This window comes from Paracoccus sp. PAR01, assembly GCF_014851995.1.
Taxonomy (GTDB): Bacteria; Pseudomonadota; Alphaproteobacteria; order Rhodobacterales; family Rhodobacteraceae; genus Paracoccus; species Paracoccus litorisediminis.
Map to the genome: position 1 here is coordinate 28867 of NZ_JACVAW010000023.1, position 21929 is coordinate 50795.

The 21929-nt window shown below is 60.5% G+C and carries 13 protein-coding genes and 2 pseudogenes; 10 read left to right on the top strand and 5 right to left on the bottom strand.

Annotated elements, in window-relative coordinates; genetic code table 11:
• Position 1 precedes the first annotated feature (1 nt).
• Positions 2-1114 carry an ABC transporter permease gene (locus IB235_RS21470; RefSeq protein ID WP_192338462.1) on the top strand — a complete coding sequence of 371 codons (1113 nt, stop codon included), beginning with the start codon at positions 2-4 and terminating at the stop codon, positions 1112-1114.
• 189 nt (positions 1115-1303) lie between these two features.
• Positions 1304-3592 carry an arginine/lysine/ornithine decarboxylase gene (locus IB235_RS21475; protein ID WP_155042018.1) on the top strand — a complete coding sequence of 763 codons (2289 nt, stop codon included), beginning with the start codon at positions 1304-1306 and terminating at the stop codon, positions 3590-3592.
• 842 nt (positions 3593-4434) lie between these two features.
• On the opposite strand, the gene IB235_RS21480 is transcribed toward IB235_RS21475, so the two are convergent.
• Positions 4435-5325, bottom strand: a complete 891-nt coding sequence (locus tag IB235_RS21480; protein WP_192338463.1) for a LysR substrate-binding domain-containing protein — start codon at positions 5323-5325, stop codon at positions 4435-4437.
• A 129-nt stretch (positions 5326-5454) separates the two neighbouring features.
• On the opposite strand from IB235_RS21480, the gene IB235_RS21485 reads away from it, so the two are divergent.
• Together IB235_RS21485 and IB235_RS21490 are read left to right on the top strand one after the other, a co-directional pair.
• Complete coding sequence (locus tag IB235_RS21485; RefSeq protein ID WP_192338464.1) at positions 5455-5922, top strand: RidA family protein; 468 nt, start codon at positions 5455-5457, stop codon at positions 5920-5922.
• Entirely contained in the window at positions 5919-7106 is a 1188-nt protein-coding gene (locus IB235_RS21490; RefSeq protein ID WP_192338465.1) for an aminotransferase class V-fold PLP-dependent enzyme, read from the top strand. Before IB235_RS21485 ends, IB235_RS21490 begins: the two co-directional genes overlap by 4 nt.
• Before the next feature lie 854 nt (positions 7107-7960).
• On the opposite strand, the gene ampC is transcribed toward IB235_RS21490, so the two are convergent.
• Complete coding sequence (gene ampC, locus IB235_RS21495) at positions 7961-9121, bottom strand: class C beta-lactamase (protein ID WP_192338466.1); 1161 nt, start codon at positions 9119-9121, stop codon at positions 7961-7963.
• A 268-nt stretch (positions 9122-9389) separates the two neighbouring features.
• Here ampC and IB235_RS25945 point away from each other — a divergent pair.
• Together IB235_RS25945 and IB235_RS21500 are read left to right on the top strand one after the other, a co-directional pair.
• Positions 9390-9452: pseudogene (locus IB235_RS25945) on the top strand (hypothetical protein); the annotation flags it as partial.
• 153 nt (positions 9453-9605) lie between these two features.
• Positions 9606-9839, top strand: coding sequence for a hypothetical protein (locus tag IB235_RS21500; RefSeq protein WP_192338467.1), 234 nt, complete (start codon positions 9606-9608; stop codon positions 9837-9839).
• A 969-nt stretch (positions 9840-10808) separates the two neighbouring features.
• Here IB235_RS21500 and IB235_RS21505 read toward each other — a convergent pair.
• Entirely contained in the window at positions 10809-14594 is a 3786-nt protein-coding gene (locus IB235_RS21505) for a glycosyltransferase (RefSeq protein WP_192338468.1), read from the bottom strand.
• A 21-nt stretch (positions 14595-14615) separates the two neighbouring features.
• Positions 14616-16526 (bottom strand): glycosyltransferase, encoded by a 1911-nt coding sequence (locus tag IB235_RS21510; RefSeq protein WP_192338469.1) that lies wholly within the window; start codon positions 16524-16526, stop codon positions 14616-14618.
• 234 nt (positions 16527-16760) lie between these two features.
• Between IB235_RS21510 and IB235_RS21515 the strand changes: the two genes are divergently transcribed.
• The 3 genes from IB235_RS21515 (at position 16761) to betC (ending at position 20068) form a co-directional block, all read left to right on the top strand.
• Positions 16761-17078, top strand: a complete 318-nt coding sequence (locus IB235_RS21515; RefSeq protein WP_192338470.1) for a hypothetical protein — start codon at positions 16761-16763, stop codon at positions 17076-17078.
• 514 nt (positions 17079-17592) lie between these two features.
• Complete coding sequence (gene choX / locus IB235_RS21520) at positions 17593-18537, top strand: choline ABC transporter substrate-binding protein (RefSeq protein WP_225612519.1); 945 nt, start codon at positions 17593-17595, stop codon at positions 18535-18537.
• A 16-nt stretch (positions 18538-18553) separates the two neighbouring features.
• Positions 18554-20068 carry a choline-sulfatase gene (betC, locus tag IB235_RS21525; protein WP_192338471.1) on the top strand — a complete coding sequence of 505 codons (1515 nt, stop codon included), beginning with the start codon at positions 18554-18556 and terminating at the stop codon, positions 20066-20068.
• Positions 20069-20980: 912 nt separating this feature from the next.
• Here betC and IB235_RS21530 read toward each other — a convergent pair.
• Complete coding sequence (locus IB235_RS21530) at positions 20981-21133, bottom strand: hypothetical protein (protein ID WP_192338472.1); 153 nt, start codon at positions 21131-21133, stop codon at positions 20981-20983.
• A 211-nt stretch (positions 21134-21344) separates the two neighbouring features.
• On the opposite strand from IB235_RS21530, the pseudogene IB235_RS25320 reads away from it, so the two are divergent.
• Positions 21345-21739, top strand: a pseudogene (locus IB235_RS25320) (dihydrodipicolinate synthase family protein); the annotation flags it as partial.
• Positions 21740-21929 lie beyond the last annotated feature (190 nt).

Genomic DNA, 21929 nt, shown 5'->3' on the forward strand with positions numbered 1-21929 from the left:
CATGCAGGGCTTGCTGCTTTACCTCACCCAGACCCTCGCCCTGATCCGCAAGGAAATGCTGGCGCTTCTGAAAGACCCGTCCAGCCGTGCGCTGCTGTTTGCACCCGCGCTGATGCAGTCGCTGCTGTTCGGCTATGGCGCGACCTATGACCTGACCCATGCCCCCTATGCGGTTCTGGACCAAAGCCGGGGCGCGGCCTCGACCCAGATCCTCGCGCGGCTGGACGGGACCGGGGTTTTCCAGCGCATTGCCACGCTGGACAGCCCGGCCCGCATCGCCGCCCAGATCGACAGTGGCAAGGCGCTGCTGGTCGTGACCTTCCCGCCTGATTTCGAATCCCGGCTTGCCGCCGGGACCACGGCCCCGATGCAGGTGATCCTTGACGGGCGCAATTCCGCCACGGCGGGCGCGGCGGCGGCACAGGTCGCGGCCATCGTCGCGGATTTCAACCGGACGCTGGGGGCAGCACCCCCGGTGACCATCATCCGCCGGGCATGGTTCAACCCGAATTTCGAATCCCGCTGGAATCTGATGCCCGCTATGATCGCCTCGCTCAGCATGCTGCAAACCCTGATGCTGGCGGCGCTGTCGGTGGCGCGCGAACGCGAACAGGGCACCTTCGACCAGCTTCTGGTGACGCCGCTGACGCCCACGCAAATCCTGATCGGCAAGGCCCTGCCCGCGATCTTCGTGGGGCTGGTGCAATCGACGATCATTCTGCTGATCATCCTGTTCTGGTTCCAGATCCCGATGGCCGGATCGCTGTGGTTGCTTTACGGCGGGCTGCTGGCCTTTACCACGGCATCGGTGGGCATCGGCCTGTCGATCTCGGCGGTGTCGCTGACCATGCAGCAGGCGATGCTTTACACCTTCATGCTGGTGATGCCGCTGATGCTGCTGTCGGGGCTGCTGACCCCGGTCCGGAACATGCCGCAGGCGCTGCAGATCCTGACCTATGCCAACCCGCTGCGTTTCGGCATCGACACCGTGCGCCGCGTCTATCTTGAGGGCGCGACTTTCCCCGATATCGCCGCGAATTTCCTGCCGCTTCTGGTGCTTGCCGGGATCACCCTGCCCTTGGCGGCATGGCTGTTCCGCCACCGGCTGGGCTGAGTTGCGCACAAGCGATATCCGGCCATTTGGCAGGGTCGCGGCGGATTGATCCCATCAGGTCTTGACGCGCCCCCCAACTAGCGAAAGAAACCGGCCACAGATCCCAAAACCGCGACAGTGCAGAACAGGAGGACGCGCCATGACATGCTGTGTCTTTCTGGACGGCTGCTCATCCGTCAGGAGAGCTTCATGAAGTTCCGCTTCCCCATCGTCATCATCGACGAAGACTTCCGTTCCGAGAACTCGTCGGGGCTTGGCATCCGCGCCATGGCCGAAGCCATCGAGAAAGAGGGCTTCGAAGTGCTGGGCGTGACCAGCTATGGCGACCTGTCGCAATTTGCCCAGCAGCAGTCGCGCGCCAGCGCCTTCGTCCTGTCCATCGACGACGAGGAATTCAGCGCCGGCCCCGATGACGATCCGGTCATCGTGAACCTGCGCACCTTCATCGAGGAAGTCCGCTGGAAAAACCCGGACGTGCCGATCTATGTCTATGGCGAGACCAAGACCAGCCGCCACCTGCCCAACGACATCCTGCGCGAGCTGCACGGCTTCATCCACATGTTCGAGGATACGCCGGAATTCGTCGCCCGCCACATCATCCGCGAGGCCAAGACCTACCTTGAGGGTATCCAGCCGCCCTTCTTCAAGGCGCTTCTGGATTACGCCGAGGACGGGTCCTATTCATGGCATTGCCCCGGTCATTCCGGCGGCGTGGCCTTTCTGAAAAGCCCGATCGGCCAGATGTATCACCAGTTCTACGGTGAAAACATGCTGCGCGCCGATGTCTGCAACGCAGTCGAGGAACTGGGCCAGCTTCTGGACCATAACGGCGCCATCGGCGCATCCGAACGCAATGCGGCGCGGATCTTCAATGCCGATCACTGCTTCTTCGTCACCAACGGCACCTCGACCAGCAACAAGATGGTCTGGCACCATACCGTCGCGCCGGGCGATGTGGTCGTCGTGGACCGCAACTGCCACAAGTCGATCTTGCATTCGATCATCATGACCGGCGCGATCCCCGTCTTCCTGCGCCCGACCCGCAACCATTTCGGCATCATCGGCCCGATCCCGCATAGCGAATTCGAGATCGAGACCATTCAGGCCAAGATCCGCGCCAACCCGCTGCTGGACGGCGTCGATGCCGATGCGGTCAAGCCGCGCATCATGACCCTGACCCAGTCGACCTATGACGGCGTTCTCTACAATACCGAGACGATCAAGAGCATGCTCGACGGCTATGTCGAGAACCTGCATTTCGACGAAGCATGGCTGCCCCACGCCGCCTTCCACCCCTTCTATGGTCATTTCCACGCCATGGGCCGCAAGCGCCCGCGCACGCAGCACTCGGTGACCTATGCCACTCAGTCGATCCACAAGCTGCTGGCCGGGATCAGTCAGGCCAGCCACGTGCTGGTGCAGGATTCGCAAGACACCAAGCTGGACCGGCACCTGTTCAACGAAGCTTACCTCATGCACACCTCGACCAGCCCGCAATATTCGATCATCGCCAGCTGTGATGTCGCGGCGGCGATGATGGAGCCGCCGGGCGGGACCGCGCTGGTCGAGGAAAGCATTGCCGAGGCGATGGATTTCCGCCGTGCCATGAGCAAGGTCGATGCCGAATTCGGCGATGATGACTGGTGGTTCCAGGTCTGGGGCCCGGACGCGCCCGAAGGCGAGGGCATCGGCCGCGCCAAGGACTGGATCCTGCGCCGCACCGATGCCGAGGGCGTCCAGCGCGACGGCGAGGATTCGTGGCACGGCTTTGGCGACATGGCGCCGGGCTTCAACATGCTCGACCCGATCAAGACGACGATCATCACCCCCGGCCTGAATATCGACGGCCGCTTCGAGGAAACCGGCATCCCGGCCTCGATCGTCACCAAATATCTGGCCGAACATGGCATCGTGGTCGAAAAGACCGGGCTTTACAGCTTCTTCATCCTGTTCACCATCGGCATCACCAAGGGTCGCTGGAACACGCTGCTGGCCGCGCTCCAGCAGTTCAAGGACGATTACGACCGCAACCAGCCGATGTGGCGCACCATGCCGGAATTCTGCGCCAAGTTCCCGCGCTACGAAAAGATGGGCCTGCGCGACCTTTGCCAGCACGTCCATACGCTTTACGCCAAATACGACGTGGCGGTGCTGTCGACGGAAATGTATCTGAGCGAGCTGACCCCGGCGATGAAGCCCAGCGACGCCTTTGCCCATATCGCGCATCGCACCACCCAGCGCGTCCCGATCGACGACCTGGAAGGCCGCGTCACCACCAGCCTTGTCACCCCCTATCCGCCGGGCATCCCCCTGCTGATCCCGGGCGAGGTCTTCAACCGCAAGATCGTCGAATACCTGAAGTTCAACCGCGAGTTCGCCCGGAAATGCCCCGGCTTCGAAACCGACATCCACGGCCTTGTGCAAGAGCAGGACGAGGACGGCCAGACCCATTACTTCGCCGATTGCGTGGCTAACTGACGCAATCCGCCAAGACATCGCCCCCGGCCCTCACAGGTCCGGGGGCTTCTCTTTCAGGGCTCGTTCAGGCAGGCCCTCACCGACTATTTGGCCTCTCCGTTTGAGAGGCCATTTTGATTCGTCACTGTTGATGGTTTTGAGCCTATCAAAGACATTCACCCACATCGCAGTGAGCGTCCGCGCCAAGGTCAGGGCAATTCCGCACGACGGTACCAGTGCGTGGTTGGCCGAGGAGGCTAATCGAGTCTGCTGATCCGAATAGCTCCGAGTTTCTTTGTCGCGGCTTCGGTAGAGTCTGCACCTGATCCGCTCGCGCTTGCGCAGGTTGAAGAGGCTTCGGCGACCGTGTTCTGCTCCGCTGGCGCAGACCGGTTGAATTCGTGGCAACTCCCTCGGCGGCTCATCGAACGCTCAAGATTATAGGGCGTAGGAAGACGGCCCAGTCTATGCCGGTAAACTGGCTGCCAAATCCAAATGAACCAGCACAGCGCCCTTCAGATTGCGGCACCAGACTGCCATGAGCAAAGCCTGCAGGAAGACGCCTGCCGTTTGCCCGCCTTGCAAGGACCACCCGATCACGGGCCGGGAAAAAGACCGATGACCACTGCGAGACAGGCTAACCCCTCCTGCGTTCGGATAGAGGTGATGCCACTTGACCAATGTCCTCGGACCAAAGGCGGACATGGTCCCGTCCCACACGTTTACCAACGAAGACGTGGATTTAGCTGCAGGCGGTTTGAGGGAGCGCCGCCGTGCTGCATAGGTCAGCATTGGTCGACCTTACGACAGCCACGCTCGTCATGTGCTGCTTGACCGACCGCAATGGGTCTTACAATTGCTCGTCAATCAGTATCGGCACATTCCGCGATCAGCCATTTGATGAAGATCTTGGTCGCGGGATGCTGCACCTGATCGCCTCGCGCAATCAGCCAATGTGAAGCCTGATCGGTAATTACGCCCCGCTCAAAGCAGGGCTGAATGCGGCCCGAGGCGATCTGGCCGCTGACCAATCGTTTGCGCGCCATGCCTATGCCCAGACCCGACGCAATGGCCTCAAGTACCACATTGTAATCCCTGAGTTGCATGAACTGGCCCTTGGACGGGTCCAGACCGTTGGCTTCTAGCCAGATGCGCCAGTCATGGCTGCCCTGGCTGTCAAGAAGGGGATAGGCCAGCACATCGCCCGGCGCGCGAATGGACATCCGTGCTGGATAGTCTGCCGACACGGCCGGACAAAGCTCCTCGGCAAACAGCTTGCGGCAATGCGGGACCAAAGGGCGGGACCCGTAGCGGATCGCAAGGTCCGCTTCGCCATTGGCAAGGTCGGCCAAGGCAAGTGTGGGATCAAGCTGCACCTCGATGTCGCTGTGCCTTGTGCGAAACCCGTCGATGCGCGGCAACAGCCAGTTCGTCGCGAAAGATGGCAGCAGACTGATCCGCAATGGCGCCGTTTCGTCACTCTGGCGAAGCCGGGCCGCAGCCTCGGCGATCAGATCGAAGCCTGCCTGGGTTGCCTCAAGCATCTCTTGTCCGGCATCGGTCAGCGAGATGGACTTGGAGTGACGCCGAAACAGCGGCCGGCCAAGCATGTCTTCGAGCTTGCGGATATGATGGCTGACAGCGCTTTGCGAGATCAGCAATGCGTCACCGGCCTTTCGGAACCCAGACTGACGCGCCACTTCGTGAAAGACGCGCAGGGATTCGAGAGGAGGCAAGGTCTTGGACCGGCGCATGCTGGATCACTTTGGACAGGTTCGGCGGATAATGACATTAGCCAGATAGATTGCAAGCGTCGGAGTTTGAATTGGAACCATCCGAAGCGACTCGCCTATGCCTGTTCCCGACATGAAAGGATTGCGCAGATGTCGATTACTGCAAGGCTCAAGGCACTGGGTCATGACCTGCCGGCGGCCCCTACCCCGGCGGCGAATTATGCGCCGTGGACACGGGCGGGAAACCTGCTGACGATTTCGGGTCAGGTAAGCCGAACACCTCAGGGCGAAATGCTGAGCGGGACCGTCGGCGGAGCCGTCAGCCCCGAGGACGGCAAGAAGGCTGCCGAAGTCGCAGCCCTGAACCTTATCGCCCAGATCGCCGCGGCGACCGAAGGCGAAATCGGTGGGATCGGGCGCATCCTGCGGCTTGGCGTCTTCGTGGCCTCGACGCCTGAATTTACCGGACAATCGCAGGTGGCCAATGGCGCCTCGGACCTCATAGCGGCGGTTTTCGGAGAGGCCGGGCGACATGCACGCAGCGCCGTGGGCGTCGCTGCCCTGCCCGGCGGCGCAAGCGTGGAGGTCGAGGCGACGGTTGAACTGGTACTGCCATGAGCACGCAACTGGATGTCGCACAGCTTCGGGCGGGCACGCCGGGCTGCAACCATGTGATCCATTTCAATCAGGCTGGCGCGGGCCTTCCGCCCGCCGAAGTCGTAGATGCCATGCGCTCCAGGATCGAGTTGGAGGCCCTGCATGGACCGATGGAGACCGCATCTTCGGGCGAAGAAATCAAGGCGCAGGCCCGCGAACTGGCCGCCGGGCTGATCGGCTGCAAGCCGGCCGAGCTTGCCTTCATGTCGAGCACGGGAACTGCTTGGGGAATGCCGGTCGCAAGCCTGCCCGAGTTTCGTGCAGGGGACCGGATTTTGGTGTCGCAGCAGGAATGGGGCGGCAACCTTGCCACGCTGCGATACAAGGCGGCGCGCGCGGGCGCTACTGTAGAGCCGATGCCGACAAGGCAAGACGGCGTCACCGATCTGGACGCGCTACGGACGATGATCGACAAGCATGTCCGGCTGATCTGCCTGACTTGGCTGCCCTGCAATGGCGGGTTGATCGATGACGCCGAAGGCATCGGCCAGATCGCACAAGAGCATGACATTCCCTATATCGTGGACGCGGCGCAGGCCGTCGGGCAGATCCCCGTCGATGTGCGGCAGATCGGCTGCGATGTGCTGGTCTCCACGGCGCGCAAGCACCTGAGGGGGCCCAGAGGAACAGCGCTTCTGTACGTCCGCGAAGCTTTCCTCGACCGGCTTTCACCGCCATGGGGCGATCACGTCTCGATGCCCTATCTGGACGAGATGCCCCAACCGCGGCCTGACGCGCGGCGCTTTGAAAGCAGCGAAATGTCGGCGGTTCTGATGGCGGGACTGCAAGCCGCCCTGACATTGGCGACACGGATTGGCATCGATGAGATCCAAGCCCATGTATCCGATATGTCAGCGTTTCTGCGACAGCGCCTGCAGGAAATGCCCGGCGTGACGGTCCTGGACCGTGGGACTCGTCTGTCCGGCCTTGTGGCGTTCAATCTCGACAACATGGTGGCGGGGGCGGTGCAATCGCGGCTGAGGGAAAGAGGGATCGCGATCGGGTCCAATGGGATGGCCTATACACCGCTGGACATGAACCTGCGCGGACTGGATCAGGTGGCGCGGGCGACCGTATCGTACCTGACCACAGAGGCCGAGATCGATGCACTCTGCGCCGCAATTCGGGACTGCGCCATCTCGTAATACCAAGCGTGCCATTAACCATTCACAGCGAGCTACCATACCGCGAAACGAAATGCGGAGAGTTGCGATGGCCCAAGCAATAAACTTGGCGGTAAAGCTTGCGACCTTCGATGAGAAGTGGTGCCCACGCACGGTCGCACCATGCAACTGTCACGACAAATTGGGGTTGAGGTGGAAGGGGGTTGGCACTCTCATGCCGCCACAGATGCCTTCTTCCTTGCTCCTTCGGGTGAAATCGAAATTCTGCTCAGGAATGGCGCAGGGACTTGAAAAGCTAGAAATATTTTCCACTAAGGCATTGCCCATTTGCCCGGAAGACGCAGACTTTTGCTCGTTGAGCCGACCGGCGCTCCCGACACCGCGAGTGCAGAGACCGCCGCAGAGCGTAGCTCCATCTGAGCTATGCAAATAAAACTGGGGCAAACGACGGCTCTTTTTCGACGGAATTTGCCCCAGCCGCATTCTCTGCGAGCTGTCTGACCGTCCGCGAGGCTTGAAACGGTTGCACTCAACCCGCTCGGTGATTGGTCACCGAGCGGGCGAGTCATTTTATCTGAGACGGCACATACCACCAGTCGATGAGGTCAGATGCGACGAGGTGACATCCCCGAATTGGTCGTTTGATGCAGTGCGAAGTATGTCGCCCTGCGAGTGTCTGGGGCGTGCCTTGACTGAACCTCCCCGCCATTCAACCGCTTGTTCAATAGCGTTATGAGGTCACTCTTGCGCGAAATGGAAAGTCCCTGATTTTCGGCTTCGTGGGGCCTTGCTGAACGAAAGCGGACCGCCCCACACATGCCGGACAGCTCTTCTAACGAACATGCCGCCCGACATTGACGAGTGCCAATTCTGGGTCACCGACCCGCCTGATCGAGGATCTTCGTGATCAGTGTCAGGGTCGCGGCCGCGCGCACCGGATTAGGATAGTTGCGGTTCGCAAGCACCACCACGCCAATCTTTTCAGATGGAACCATGGCAACATAAGAGCCGAAGCCGTTCGTCGCGCCGGTCTTGTTCAGGAAGACAGCCCCCTCAAGAGCCCTCTCCTCATGATGGGTCATGGGCTGCGGCTTCATCGCCATATCGGCAGAGTTGCCCGCCTCAAGCTGCGCGGCTTCCACCGGCCAGGGGTACCCCTCCCAGATCATGGCCTGGGCGAAATGGGCAGTGTCGAATTCCGACACCCGTGTCCTGGCAAGGGCCGCTGTCATATCTTCGTTCAGGGGAATATTTCCCAGATGAGCATCAAGCAGACGCGTCATGTCGGTGACGCTGGACTTTATGCCATAGGCTTCGCTGTCGAGCATGCCGGGACTGACCCGGATCGGGCGGTTGTCGGTGCGCGAGTAACCGAAAGCGTAATGCCCCATCTCTGCAACCGGGACGGTCACATAGGTGTTCGTCAGCCCCAGACCGGGCAGAAGCTCGCTTTGGAGGGCTTCCTCATAGGAGCCGCCGAACTTGTCGCCGACGATGAGCCCGAGCAGACCGATGCTGACATTCGAATATGAGCGCAGGGATTTCGTATCGCCCTCTGGTCGCCACTTCGCCAGATAGGCCATCAGCGACTGATTGTCGGTGATATCGTCCGGAACCTGCAGCGGCAGCCCCCCGGTTGCGTGTGCCGCAAGATCATAGAGCGTGATCTGGTCGAAAGCGCTGTCCGAAAGTTCCGGCAATTGCTTTGATACCGGATCGTGCAGCGACAGAAGGTCCTTCTGTTCTGCCAGCGCGGCAAGAGTGACATTGAACAGCTTGCTGTTCGAACCCAGCTCGAAAATCGTTTCTTTGTCGACCGGTACAGAGGCGTCGCGATCGGCCATCCCATCTGTGAAGTAATACTGTTGGCCGTTCAGCGTGACGCCGATGGCAATGCCTGGAATGTCGAACTCTTCGATGACCGGGCGGAAGACCTCTTCGCTGATTGCTTGGAATTGCTGGTCGCTGAGCGATCCCGCATATGCCGGGGTTGCAAGCACGGCGGTCGCGAATCCAAGAAGACGGAAGCTGATCATGAGGTTCCTTGCCTGTTAGTGGCCCGGCGAGTTGTTTGCCATTCTGCCGAACCATGAGGGAATATTCTGGAAAAGTGATCTAGAGCGGCGGATCAGGGTTATCAAAACACCAATTCTTGACGGGTCGATTGGCAAAAATAATAAGTAAGGCATGGATCGCCCCAGTATCCCGTTCCATGCCCTCCGTGCCTTCGAGGCGGCAAGGCAGCCCGTCACCTGAACTTGTCGAAGGCGACGTCGGAGCCCTGCTCTACACAGCGCGGCGCTCAGCCATCAGATACGCAATCTTGAAAAGAGGTTGGGGTGCTCGCTGTTCCGGCGCGTGCCGCGCGCTCTGGTGCTGGCCGAGGGATGCAGCCGTCACCGAATACCTAAGGGACGTGCGACCCCACTTTTGCGCTACAAAGTACCGGCAGGCGGTGATGCGCTGTCATATCGACGCCTAACCCATAGATGGGCGCCGCAGGAGCTACTCTACGATCGGATGAAGAATGCGGTGATCAACGAAAGCGCCGAATGCGTGATTATCCCCTCGCTCGAAACTGATTTGCGCGTCTGGAGAAAGGAAAACCGCGCCACGCTCGAAAAGACCAAGTTCATCATCGGCTGCAGCTACGACAGTGCTCAACTGGCCGAGAGTCGCCACCCGACACGGGCCGAACTGGATGAGATCGACGGAGTATCCGATTCTACTGACCCATCGATCATGACAGTATGAAGACCATCGCCCGCACCGGAACCGAGATATAGCTAAACGACCGCACAAGAAGGGCGGCCCATGCCGAGCGACCAGATATATCTGCAGAAATAGGCAAAGAGGGCAGCGTCAAATGTCACGGCACATGTCTCGCAAGAACCGCTTCCGTGTGGCAGGCGCCAAGCGTTATTGATCGCTCACCTCAGGCTTGCACCGCGTCGCACGACCGTCCCTATTACGATCCGCTCAGGATTACCCGGCAGGCTACAAGGTTACTCCGCCGTGTCGCAGGAGAAGGTCGATAGTGCCGTTAACGGGTCATTCGTGAATGACATCCAGCTTATTGTGCATGCCAATGGCGAAGGCGCGTCGGACAGGCTGATAGCAGCCGTCGATGCAGCGACCAAGAAGACAGTGCCGATAGCAACCGTTGTACGTCCCTGATCCCTGTCGACGCCGCGCGGCGCACCGTTGTGACCGCGTATCCGCGATACCTGCACGGCACCATAACCGCCCTTGCAACCGCGCGCGCAGTTCCTCGAATATCCGAATCAGTGTTAGCCGCTTCCGCGATGGTTTGGTGAGGTTCGAGGGCAGAAATTGCTCGAGTTGGCCTTGCTAAGGGACAACCAGCGGCAAGGGTTGGCAGGTTCGCTTGTAGCTGAGCACCGTCTCATCAGAGCGAAGGATATTCCGCACTGTGTTCCGTGAGACATACAGCTTTCGCGCGATCTACTTGATCAACCACCGCTGGACATAGAAGGCCCGCTGGACCTGCGCGATCGTAACCTCCTCTTTCATCCCTTTTCTCCATCTGCTGATCCGAAGCAGACGGAGAAGGGGACAAAACAAAACACCTGGGAATCAAAATTGCACGCCTAACCACAATGGACCGCAACACGCCCTAGGTGACAGCAGGGCCTTTTCGACCGAGCGACAGGTCCAGACCTGCGTAGCTAGAGGGCCCGCAACGCTACTCCTTCTGGAACGTCAGAACTTTTCTCCAATCGGGAAAAACACCCTGCCAATAGCTCGCCGCCACGGGCTTCGCATATTGCGCGCGAACAGGATCGGATCGCGATCGAATTTTTTCTGCATTTCGGGCCGACCCGTAACGCCGATCAGACCTCGCGCGACCGGAACCGCCAGACGGAAGATCCCGAACGGACCCATCGAATTGCCACCGGGATAGACAAGACGGGCGACGAGAGGCCGCCGGCGCGCCCAATGCCTGCGCGAGAACTCGAATGGCTCTGACTTGAACTCATCAAGCCGCTCTGGAGTCGCAAAGCGCGCATAGACAGCCCCGAGGATCGGCGTCAGCAACCATAGCCGCCAGCCCAGAACCCCATAATTGACGATCCTCGGCGCCGGACGCTCAATCGCGACGGGAACCTCCTTGGGCGGTGGTGCCACGGGTTCGACGATTACCTTGGGTTTCCTGCGATAGCGCCGATAGATTTTCCTGACCAGATCTTCCTCTTCCTCAAAGATCGGAACAGCTTCCGGAATCGCGGCGCGCGGACCGAACAGGTCGCGATCACGGCCCAGATACTCCTTGGCGATGGCGGCGTTCGCCAATTCGACGTGCTGCATCAGCGCATCAGCCTGCTGTTCGGTCAGGACCCATGGCTTGGGCAGCGGGAGCCCGCGTTCCTTACGCCATTCGGTAAGACGTGAGCCGGCTTCCTCGATGAAATTGAAATAGGAGTCACGGCTTTGGAATCGACGTCCGTTGAACCGGCGCAACAACTCGACATGGCCGGCAGACAGACGGGCATCGTTCTGCTGAAGCTCGACCGGACGCGGCATGTCCAGCAACTGGGGCAATCCGGTCGCTTGGGCAAAATCGGCCAGCAGATCTCCGTCGACGAATTCGCCACGATCATAGACCCGGACATGGACGTTCTCTTGGCCGATCTTTTCGCTCCAGGCGGTCAGAGGCACGCGGTAGTCCAGCCATTGCTCGGTCTTTGGCAGGGTCAGCCATTCATCGATCGGCACCTTGACCCGTCCGACGGCGCCGCCAGCGACGAATTCGCAGTACTGAGAGTTCGCCCATTCATCCTGACGGCGCAGATAGACCACCATTTCGACGGGATGTCCGGCAAAATAATCCGCCAGAAGCGGCGAGTTTTCATTCAGGAAGAACGCCTCGCTGGACAGCACGATCGTATGGATGCGCCCATCCATCAACTCCAGCCCGCGCCGGATGTGATCTCGCAGCTTGGGATCGTCCTTGAGCGCGGCGCGGTTGAACTGGGAATGTCCGGCCTGCTTGTGCGGTCGACTGGGCTGCCAGAACAATCCTACTTCCGGGAACCAGATCCCCTGCCGCAGCAATTCCGGGCGGTTCTTCTCGAGGAAGTGCTGCAGAAAGGTGCTGCCGGTCTTGGTCGAACCAATATGGATGACGATACGGGGCTTGGGATGGTCGGAAGCCGGCTGCGGCTCGGTTACAGGCTGGGCCCGGTGGTTTCGGGCATAGATCGACAGCGATGTCTGCAGCCCACTTGTCGCCACATCGGTCGGCTCGGCCAGCAGGATCTGGTAAAGCTTATCCTGAGGGATGGGGGCCAGATCGACGGAAAGACGCAGAATATCCCAGCGCCCGGTGACGACGGCCGCCACCATCAGCGGATAGGCCGAGGCAGCCAGACGCATGGCGCTCAGCTTGTGCATGTCCGTCACGAAATCGTCGGGCTGGAAATCGAAGCGCAGGAACTGTTCGCGCAGCCGACTTAGAAAAGCCAGTTCGGCTTCCTCACCCTGCTCACGATAATAGCTGTAGGGTCCCGCCACCAGCATATGCTGGAGAAATTGCGACAGCTGGAAATTCAGATGATGCCGCAGCGGATTGCCACGTTCCGCCGCACCCTCCTCGGCGAGGCTGCCGAAGGTGCTGTCGAAATTCTTCAGCATCATTTCGAAATCGGTCGAGTCGCGTTCACGACGCGCCGTTGAATCCGTGCGGATCCGGTAGGCTGGCCCGTTCATCGCGGACAGGCCGATTGCCTTTGCCTTGACCAGTGCCCGCAGCAGGAAGGCGCGCTCCTCCCATTGCGGGGTGATGAAGCGGATGTCGTTCTGGGTCAGAAAATCTCGGCGATAAAGCCAGGTCCAGCAATGGCGATTGTGCAGCAGATGTGGAGCTTCAGCGAAGCTGGTCTTGCGGACGGCTTCGGTAAAGTATTTCTCGCTGCCGTCCTGCCGTTCCTGCAGCAGCACGTCATTCTCGTCGAACACCGCCTCAAAGGCCTTGCGGGCCCGCACCATGTCCAGCCCGTCGGCTTCGGCAAGCTCAAAGAGTTCGCGCAGCATGTCGGTATTCGACAGCCAGTCATCGCCGTCCAGCAGCCAGACATACTTCCCGCGTGCGGCCTCGAACCCCTTGTTCCGGGCCATGCCCTGCTTGACGTTTTGCTCCAGAACGATCGGGCGGATGCGCGGGTCTTCGACCGCCAGCCGATCGATCACGGCCTGCGCGTTGTCAGGGCTGACATCGTTGACGGGGATGATCTCGACTTCCTTCAAAGTCTGGATCTGGATCGAGTTGATGCATTCCTCGATGTATTTCTCGACGCCATGCACGGGAATGATCACCGAGACTTTTGGCGGTGCCGCGATCTCTGCCGCGGTCGGCGGGCGCTGATAGGGTCGCTTGGTCTCGATATAGGACAAGACGTCCTCGATCTCGGCCACGCCTTTTTTGCCCGGCAGATGATAGATCGTGTACCAGATGTAGAAATAGTGAAAGATCTCGGCCAGGCTGCGGCTGCGATGCCGATGCGGGATCTTCTGGCGGTCGTCGGTCAGGCCCCATCCCGCATAGAACGGCGCGCCAAAGGTCACCACCTTCTTGCCCGCGAACAACGCCTCCAGCCCCATCTGGCTGGTGCCGACATAGACGGTGTCGACCAGATCGAACAGGACATAGGGGTTGATCGGATCGCGCAGCATCCGAACCCGGCCGGTCGACTGAAGATGGGTGTAATAGCCGGTCCGCTTGTCCTTTTCCCAAACCGTATCCGGATGCGTCTTGACCAGAATTTCGGCGTCGGGGTTTTCGGCGATTGCCGCCAGCAACATCTTTTCGAACTCGGCGTCGCCCACCTTGCCGTAGACGGTGGAGGCATCTGCATAGGCCTGATCGCAGACCAGCACCCGGCGCGTGTAGCCCTCGGTCATGGCGGGGGCCTGCATCGGCTGGGCGTTATACTTGCTGACCCGCTGCATGACGATACGCTGCAGCAGCGTTTCCGCCCGGTTCAACTCTTCGGGCGAGGGGTCGGCGTGGCTGTTCAGCTTTCTGACCAGCCGGTTCGGGTAATCCGCCATGAAGTAGTGGGCAAGATCATCATAGACATAGCCCAGACAGGCATAGGCGGGGTTATGCTCCTTGAAGCTGTGGGACCAGCTATGGGTGGTGGCAAGAAAACCGGCTTCTCCGAACAGGACCTCAGCCGTGGGCGAGGCCGCGTTGAACAGCTTCACCCCGCCTTTGTGCGAGTGATCCGGCTGCTGGAAAATCGTCCCGAAGGCGACGTAAAAATCGGCGGAATCGATCCCTGCCTCGTCGACGGCAATGGCATTGGGGAACAGGTTGGGCAGGTTCGCACCGAAACTGGTCTTCAGGCCATGCGACGCATAGCCAAACCCAGCTTTCTGGTTTTTCAGCGACAGGACATGCTCCCGGATATCCAGATCGGGATCATGCGACAATTGCCGCGTTTCCAGAAGTTCCCTGAACCGAAGGAAAGCCTGTTGATTGCTCATCGTTCGTCCTTTTCCGCGCTTTCAGATCGCGTTATTCTTGGTAATCGGGCCCCAGACCTGCTCCCACAGCCGAACAGCCATGAGCGTGGCGTGGTCTGGCGCCTTGCGGACATGCCGCATGTGCCGTGCCTCGTCGAAAAGCTCTTCCCAGGCACTGTGGATGACGTCATTGCTGAAACGGTCCAGGAAGGTCTGGCGCGCGGCCAACCCCATGCGCGCGCGCGCGTCCTGATCCGACATCAGCTGACGCAAAGCGGCTTCCAGCGTCGCGACGTCGTCATTTTCGCAAAGAATGCCGTTTTCCCCGTCCCTGATCTGCTCACGGACACCGCTGCAAAGCGCGAGCCCTACGGATGGCAGCCCATGCGCCATGGCTTCGCAAAGTGTCAGCGGAAAGCCTTCGAACAATGACGGGATGACGAACAGGTCCGCCGCGGCATAGAACGGGTAGACATCGTCATGCTCACCCGCGAACTGGACCTGATCCTGGATTTCGAGGGTTGTCACCAAGGTCTCAAGCCGCGATCTCAACTGGCCGTCGCCGACGATCTGCAACTGCCAGTCAGGAAAATCCTTGGCCAACCGCGCAAAGGCTTCGACGGTGACCGCCTGGTTCTTGCGCGGCACCAGACGAGAGACAGCCAGCAATGTCCGCCGCTCCTTGACGGCGCCGTGATCCGCAAGCGTCGCGGGTTCGGGAACGGTGTTCTGGATGACGCGGGCCTTGCCGCGTATCGACGGGTCCAGCGTGTCGACGAAGTCATCCAGCAGAAGATGGATCAACGTCGCACCGGCCATCGCGACCTCACGCTCATCCGGCGAAAAGGTGCCCATCCAACTGGGGAAACGCGGGTCGATATGCTCGGACAGGATCAGCGGCAGACCCACTTTATGCGCACAGCGCACATACCGCAGCATGGTGCGGTTCATGTGCAGCCCGACCAATAGGTCCAGATTGCGGCTGGCGACCTCGATCGCCATGCGCTGATCGGCCGGAACATCGGTCGCTTCTGGCAGATGAACCAGCGCGATCCTGTCATCCAACGGCCAGCGCGACGGCGCGCTTTTGTCGTCAAAGGTGAATATCGTCACCTCATGGCCACGGGCGACCATGGCATTTGCCATCATCTGACCGACGTTTTCGGTGCCGCCCTTGCCCATGGTGATCCAGGGCACAAAAAAACCTATCTTCATCGGTGCGATCTCTGGTGGATGGGCCAGTTCCTTGCGGGGCGCGGGAACCTGTTGCGGCGCGCGATTCCAACGCCAGTTGACCGCGTGCTTGCGCCCCCAAAAGCCCTGACCGGGGTTGAAGCCCTTGGGGAAACGCCCCGCCTCGGCAAGCGCTTCGATATCGCCATTCGCCCGGCGCAATGCGCCATCGGGCAGCTTTCCGGGACCACGCTGGGCCATACCAAAGATGTTATAGCCGTAGTGGATGAAGCGCCCTTCAGCCAATGCGAACCCGGCATCGGCCAGAACATAGATCAGCGACCCCAGATTCCAGCCGCTGTTCACGTGACCGCCGACAACCTGTTCCTTATAGGGTGGCACCGCAACGAACAGCCAACCGTTGGGCTTGAGCAACCGCCGCAATTCCTCCAGTGCCAGTCCCGTATTCGAGACATGTTCCAGCACATGGGCGCACCAGATCGCGTCGAACTCGCCATCCTCGAATTGATGGGCGTCGCAGACATCGACATCCGGAATGACGCGCATGCCCTCGGGCAGCGAGGAATGATCCAGATAGGCCTCCATGTTGAAGCCCGTGGCCGTCACCTCCCAGCCCGCTTCATGGAACCGTCGCGCCGCCTCGCCCGAACCCGTGCCGATATCAAGGATGCGACCCTTCTGCGGAAAAGAGGCAATGACCTCTTCGATCAGATCGATCTGTCCGGATATCATGGTGGTGACGGGTGGTGATTGCGTCATTGGGATATGCTCTGCTATGTCCTGCCGCCGCCCGGCAAAGCCAATAAAGTCCGGCGGGTAGCTGTCACTTTCCTACCGACGGCAAGGCGAAATGGCCAGAGTCCGTGATCGCGTTTTGTACCATCCGGAACCACGAGCCTGCCCACATTATTAGCTGATGGTGCAGGACATCGCCACCTGTCTGCAACCTGAAATGACAAAGGCGGGAGGCCGAACCTCGCGGCGGCCAGACGCATGGGCGGGCGGGATGATCGAGCCTATGCCGATATCCGGCCGATGGCGCTTCGCCGCCTAAGGAGCTGCGCCAAGACCAGCAAACCGGTACGTTTCGAGAATACCGAAACGACCCGCCAATCGCTCGAACGCTGGATTTCCGACCCGGGGATGCTGGGTTTGGAATTCTTATGGCCAAGTCGCGTTCATCATGGCGAGCACCTGTCGACACGGCAGCATGCCCGGATCCTGCGTGAATGGGTGATGTCGATTGGTTTGAAGCCAAACGCCTATGGCACGCATTGGATACGTCGGTCGAAGGCCCGCACCTGCCCATAAAGAACCACCCGGATAGGTCGAGGCGATCAGCTTGAGCTGCAGCAGATCGGTTGAACTCGGCATCCTCATGGATGCGGTCGAGATGCGGCTTATGTCAGGTGTGGGCACGGCTACGAGCCTCGGGTTTTCGTGGCGACGCAGCAGCCGAGCAGGCGCTTCAAATCAGCCTGCCATTTTACGCATTGGGGGAAGTTGGCGACCAGCACGTCACCCTGCGGTGCGCCGAAAAACCACCACGTAGGAATTGGTCGCAGGGCGGATGCCTTTGGTCGGAAACCGGCTCTGTGTCATTGAAAGGCCCAGTTCGTGACGGCAGAGGGTCATCAGATCGAGGAAACCTCGTGGCAGGCCCCCGGCTACCTCTTGCTTACGTGGTTCGGACCTGTCTGGTAACTTCCGACGCCTTGCGTCAGGATAATTCCGCGCGCCGTCTCCCCATGCGGTTCGGGGTGCGAGGACAATCCGACTTCCGGCACAGGGAAGTTGCCCTAATTCAATCTGGCAGGGAACGGACATGAAACCGACGATGATGAAACACGCTTTTCTGACTGCATTTGCCTTGGCGGCCTCGACCGCGGCCGGGCATGCGGACGATGCCGCCTGCAAGTCGCTTCGGCTTTCCGATCCCAGCTGGACGGATATCAACGCGACCAATGGCGCAGCCAGCGTCGTGCTGGAGGCTCTGGGCTATGCTCCAGATGTCAAGTTGCTGTCGGTGCCGATCGGCTATCAGTCGATGAAGAGTGGCGAGATCGACGTCTTTCTGGGCAATTGGATGCCCGCGCAAACCGCCTTCATAGACGACCTGAACGCCGCGAATGCCATCGAGGTGCTGAACAAGAACCTGACCGGTGCCAAATTCACCCTGGCCGTGCCCAAGGCGGTCGCCGAGAAGGGCATCAAGGATTTCGCCGACCTCGCCAGCCATGCCGATGAGTTCGGCAAGAAGATCTACGGGATCGAGCCGGGCGCGCCCGCCAATGCCAATATCCAGAAGATGATTGAGGCCAATGATTTTGGCCTTGGCGAATGGGAACTGGTCGAATCCGGCGAACAGGCCATGCTGGCGCAGGTCGCGCGAAACGAAGGTGCGGGCAAGGGCATCGTCTTTCTGGCCTGGGCACCGCATCCGATGAACGAGCAGTTCGACATCGCCTATCTCTCGGGCGGGGACGCCTATTTCGGGCCGGATTTCGGCGGGGCCGAGGTCTTTACCCTGGCGCGCAAGGGCTGGTCTGAAACCTGCCCGAACGCCGCCAAGCTGTTTTCGCAGATGACCTTCAACATCGAGATGGAAAATCAGCTGATGGGCAAGATCCTTGACGGGGCCGACCCCAAGGATGCGGCGACCGAATGGTTCAAGGCCAATCCCGCCGCGCTGACCCCGTGGCTTGCGGGCGTGACCACGCTGGACGGACAGCCGGGAGAGCCCGCAGTCAAGGCGGCGCTGGGACTTTAAGACCACGATGAACAAGATGACACGTCCGAATATCCTGATCCTGATGGTGGACCAGCTGAACGGGACATTCTTCCCCGACGGCCCGGCGGATTTCCTGCATGCCCCCAACCTCAAGGCATTGGCCGCGCGCTCGGTGCGCTTTGCCAATGCCTATACTGCCAGCCCGCTTTGCGCGCCGGCGCGGGCCAGCTTCATGTCGGGGCAATTGCCCCGGCGCACCCGCGTCTATGACAATGCGGCCGAGTTTGCCTCGGACATTCCGACCTATGCCCACCACCTGCGCCGCGCCGGCTACCGCACGGCGCTGTCGGGCAAGATGCATTTCGTCGGACCCGATCAGATGCATGGCTTCGAGGAAAGGCTGACCACCGACATCTATCCAGCCGATTTCGGCTGGACGCCCGATTACACCAAGCCGGGTGAGCGGATCGACTGGTGGTATCACAATCTCGGCTCGGTCACCGGGGCGGGCGTGGCCGAGATCACCAATCAGATGGAATATGACGACGAGGTCGCCTTTCACGCGACGCAGAAGCTTTACGACCTGTCGCGCCGTCAGGACGATCGCCCGTGGTGCCTGACCGTCAGCTTTACCCATCCCCATGATCCCTATGTCGCACGCCGCCGCTTCTGGGACCTGTATGAGGATTGCCCGGCGCTGGACCCCGAGGTTCCTGCGTTCCCCTTCGAGCAGCAGGACAGCCATTCGCAGCGGTTGCTGGAGGCCTGCGATCACAGGAATTTCCCGATCACCGATGAGGACACAAGACGCGCCCGACAGGGCTATTTCGCCAATATCAGCTATGTCGATGAAAAGATCGGCGAGATTCTGGATGTGCTGCAGCGCGGCCGTATGGGCGATAATACCATCATCCTGTTCGTCTCGGATCATGGCGACATGCTGGGCGAGCGCGGATTGTGGTTCAAGATGAACTTCTTTGAGGGGTCGGCCCGGGTGCCGCTGATGATTGCCGTCCCCGGTTGGGTACCCGCGCAGGTCCAGAATCCGGTCTCGACGCTGGATGTGACGCCGACATTGGCCGCACTGGCTGGTCTGGACATCAGTGCGCTGGCACGCTGGACCGATGGCGAGGACCTGACCCCGCTGGCCCAAGGTCAAGGCGGGCGCGGGCCGGTGCCGATGGAATATGCGGCCGAAGGCTCGGTCGCGCCGATGGTCGGTCTGCGCGACGGAAACCACAAGCTGACGCTGTGCCAAGCAGACACACCCATGCTGTTCGATCTGGCCGCCGACCCGTATGAGCTGACGAACCTGGCACAGATCCCCGAACATGCCGCGACCCTCGCGCAGCTGACCGCTCAGGCTCAGGCGCGCTGGAACCTTGATGCTTATGACGCCGAGGTCCGCGAAAGCCAGGCTCGCCGTTGGGTCGTCTATGAAGCCCTGCGCAACGGCGCTTATTTCCCGTGGGACTATCAGCCGTTGCAACGCGCTTCCGAACGCTACATGCGCAATCACATGGACCTGAACGTGCTGGAGGAGAGCAAGCGCTATCCGCGCGGCGAGTAGCGGTCCGGATGCTTCTGTCCCTCGGTCATCGGGCGGAATGGCAACGCCCTCGGCTCCGCTCAGGGCGTTGTGTTCCGAACGAGCACCGGGTTCAGAATGCGCCGCCGACCAGAAAACCCATCCCGCCGGTCGCGATCAACCTGCAAGGCCTCGCAGCGGCTGCGCTGGGATCACCTGCGCGCCGTGTCGCAACTGATCGTCCGCGCACATCGGCCAGCTTCCTCCTTGCGGTATTGCAAAGAGGAAGCTGCTGGAATGCTGATCATCTCACGCCTATCAACCGCTTGTGTTCACCATGAGCGACAGTTTCCCAGTTGCCCGGCCTCGCTTTCACTGGCGGGAATAGTAAATCTAACGACTGCTTGATGAACATTCTCCTTTGCGGCGAATGGCAGGGCTGAACTACCTCAGATCCTCAGGCGAAATCTTGAGCTACCCCTTCCGATCCTTGGACAGTTTCCGGGGGTGATTGAAGCTGCTGCCTGCGCCTGTTCCAATAGCCCCCGGCCGGCGGCTGCCCGCCATGGGCGGCGTGGGGCCGCTGGTGATTCTAGAGTGAGGCTGCGAACGCTATCAGTTCGAGCCCGGCGCATGCGCCGTAGCGGCAGAGAGGTGAAGTCCGCGCACCAGACTTGGCCGGGGCGATCCACCCGCAGCCCGCCCAAGCCGGAGGGACATGTCTTGCGCCTTTCTCGGCTTGCTGGTGTTGGGCTTCTGGTAGATCGGCCGTGAGGAGGTTCAGAAAACAGTCCGAGGGGCTGTTTTCCCAACGAACGCACATGAGCCCCATCAGCCGCCGGATGCACTTCTGGTTCACGCCATGTCTGCAGGTGGACGCGACCCCACTGAGGCCACGGTCCCTCAAATCCCTGCAGACGGTCATTTGCCGGACCCCGGGGGCGTCTCCAGGATTTACCGATCGACCAGCCGCATCAGCCCGAGGTTCTGCTCCGTTTCGCCCGCCGGCTGGTGGTCGAACCACGAGCGCGAGATCGACGAACCGGGCGACACTGCGCCCCCGATCGACAGCGCCTGATGGTCCCGCTCAATCATCCCGTTCGGCATTGTCTCTCGGACCAATGGCGGATTATGGCTCGCTCCACTGGTGGATCATCGCCGGCTCCGACACCGTACGCCTTCACGGCTTCCAGCGCCACGCGTGCCGTGAAGCCCGCGTCATGGTTCCGGGGTTTACACATTCCTGATCTCCTCGTCCTTGGAGACCAGAAAACGTCAGATCGTAGCTTCCGTTACCGTCCGGACTCCGGGGAGCTGCCCGGATTCTATAGAGCTGGCCCAAGTTGCGCGTGAGATCGGTGCCGATGCGATTATTCTGGGCACACTGCCCTACTCTGTCCCGACCGAGTACTAAATTGCGTTGGACGCGCTGGCCATCGACCGCACCGCCGACTTGCCGATCATCCTTTCCAATTATCCGGGCCGCAGGTCAGTCGAAATGGGCCGCGCGTTCCTTGACCGCGTTGGTCGTTCCAAGAACGCCATCGCCACAAGGAAAGCTCGGGTGATATCAACGGCGTCCAGCTGCTGGCACGCGGTTACCCGCATATCCAACTGTCCTGCGGCATGGACGATCAGGCGCTGGAATTCATTGCCTGGGGGGTGCGCAGCTGGATCTTCGCGGTCTCAAATTTCCTGACGGAGGAACATGTTTACTGGAGTTACCCCCTCGGGCTGGACCACGGGACTTCATCGAACTAAGCCGCCTTCTGGGCAATTAGCGTTTCGAATTCCTCGGGTGGGCGGTAGCCGAGGGCTGAATGCAGTCTTCGGATATTGTAGACCTGCTCGATGAAGACCGGCAACCGGCGGGCGACATCGGCGAAAGTTTCGTATCCGGCGA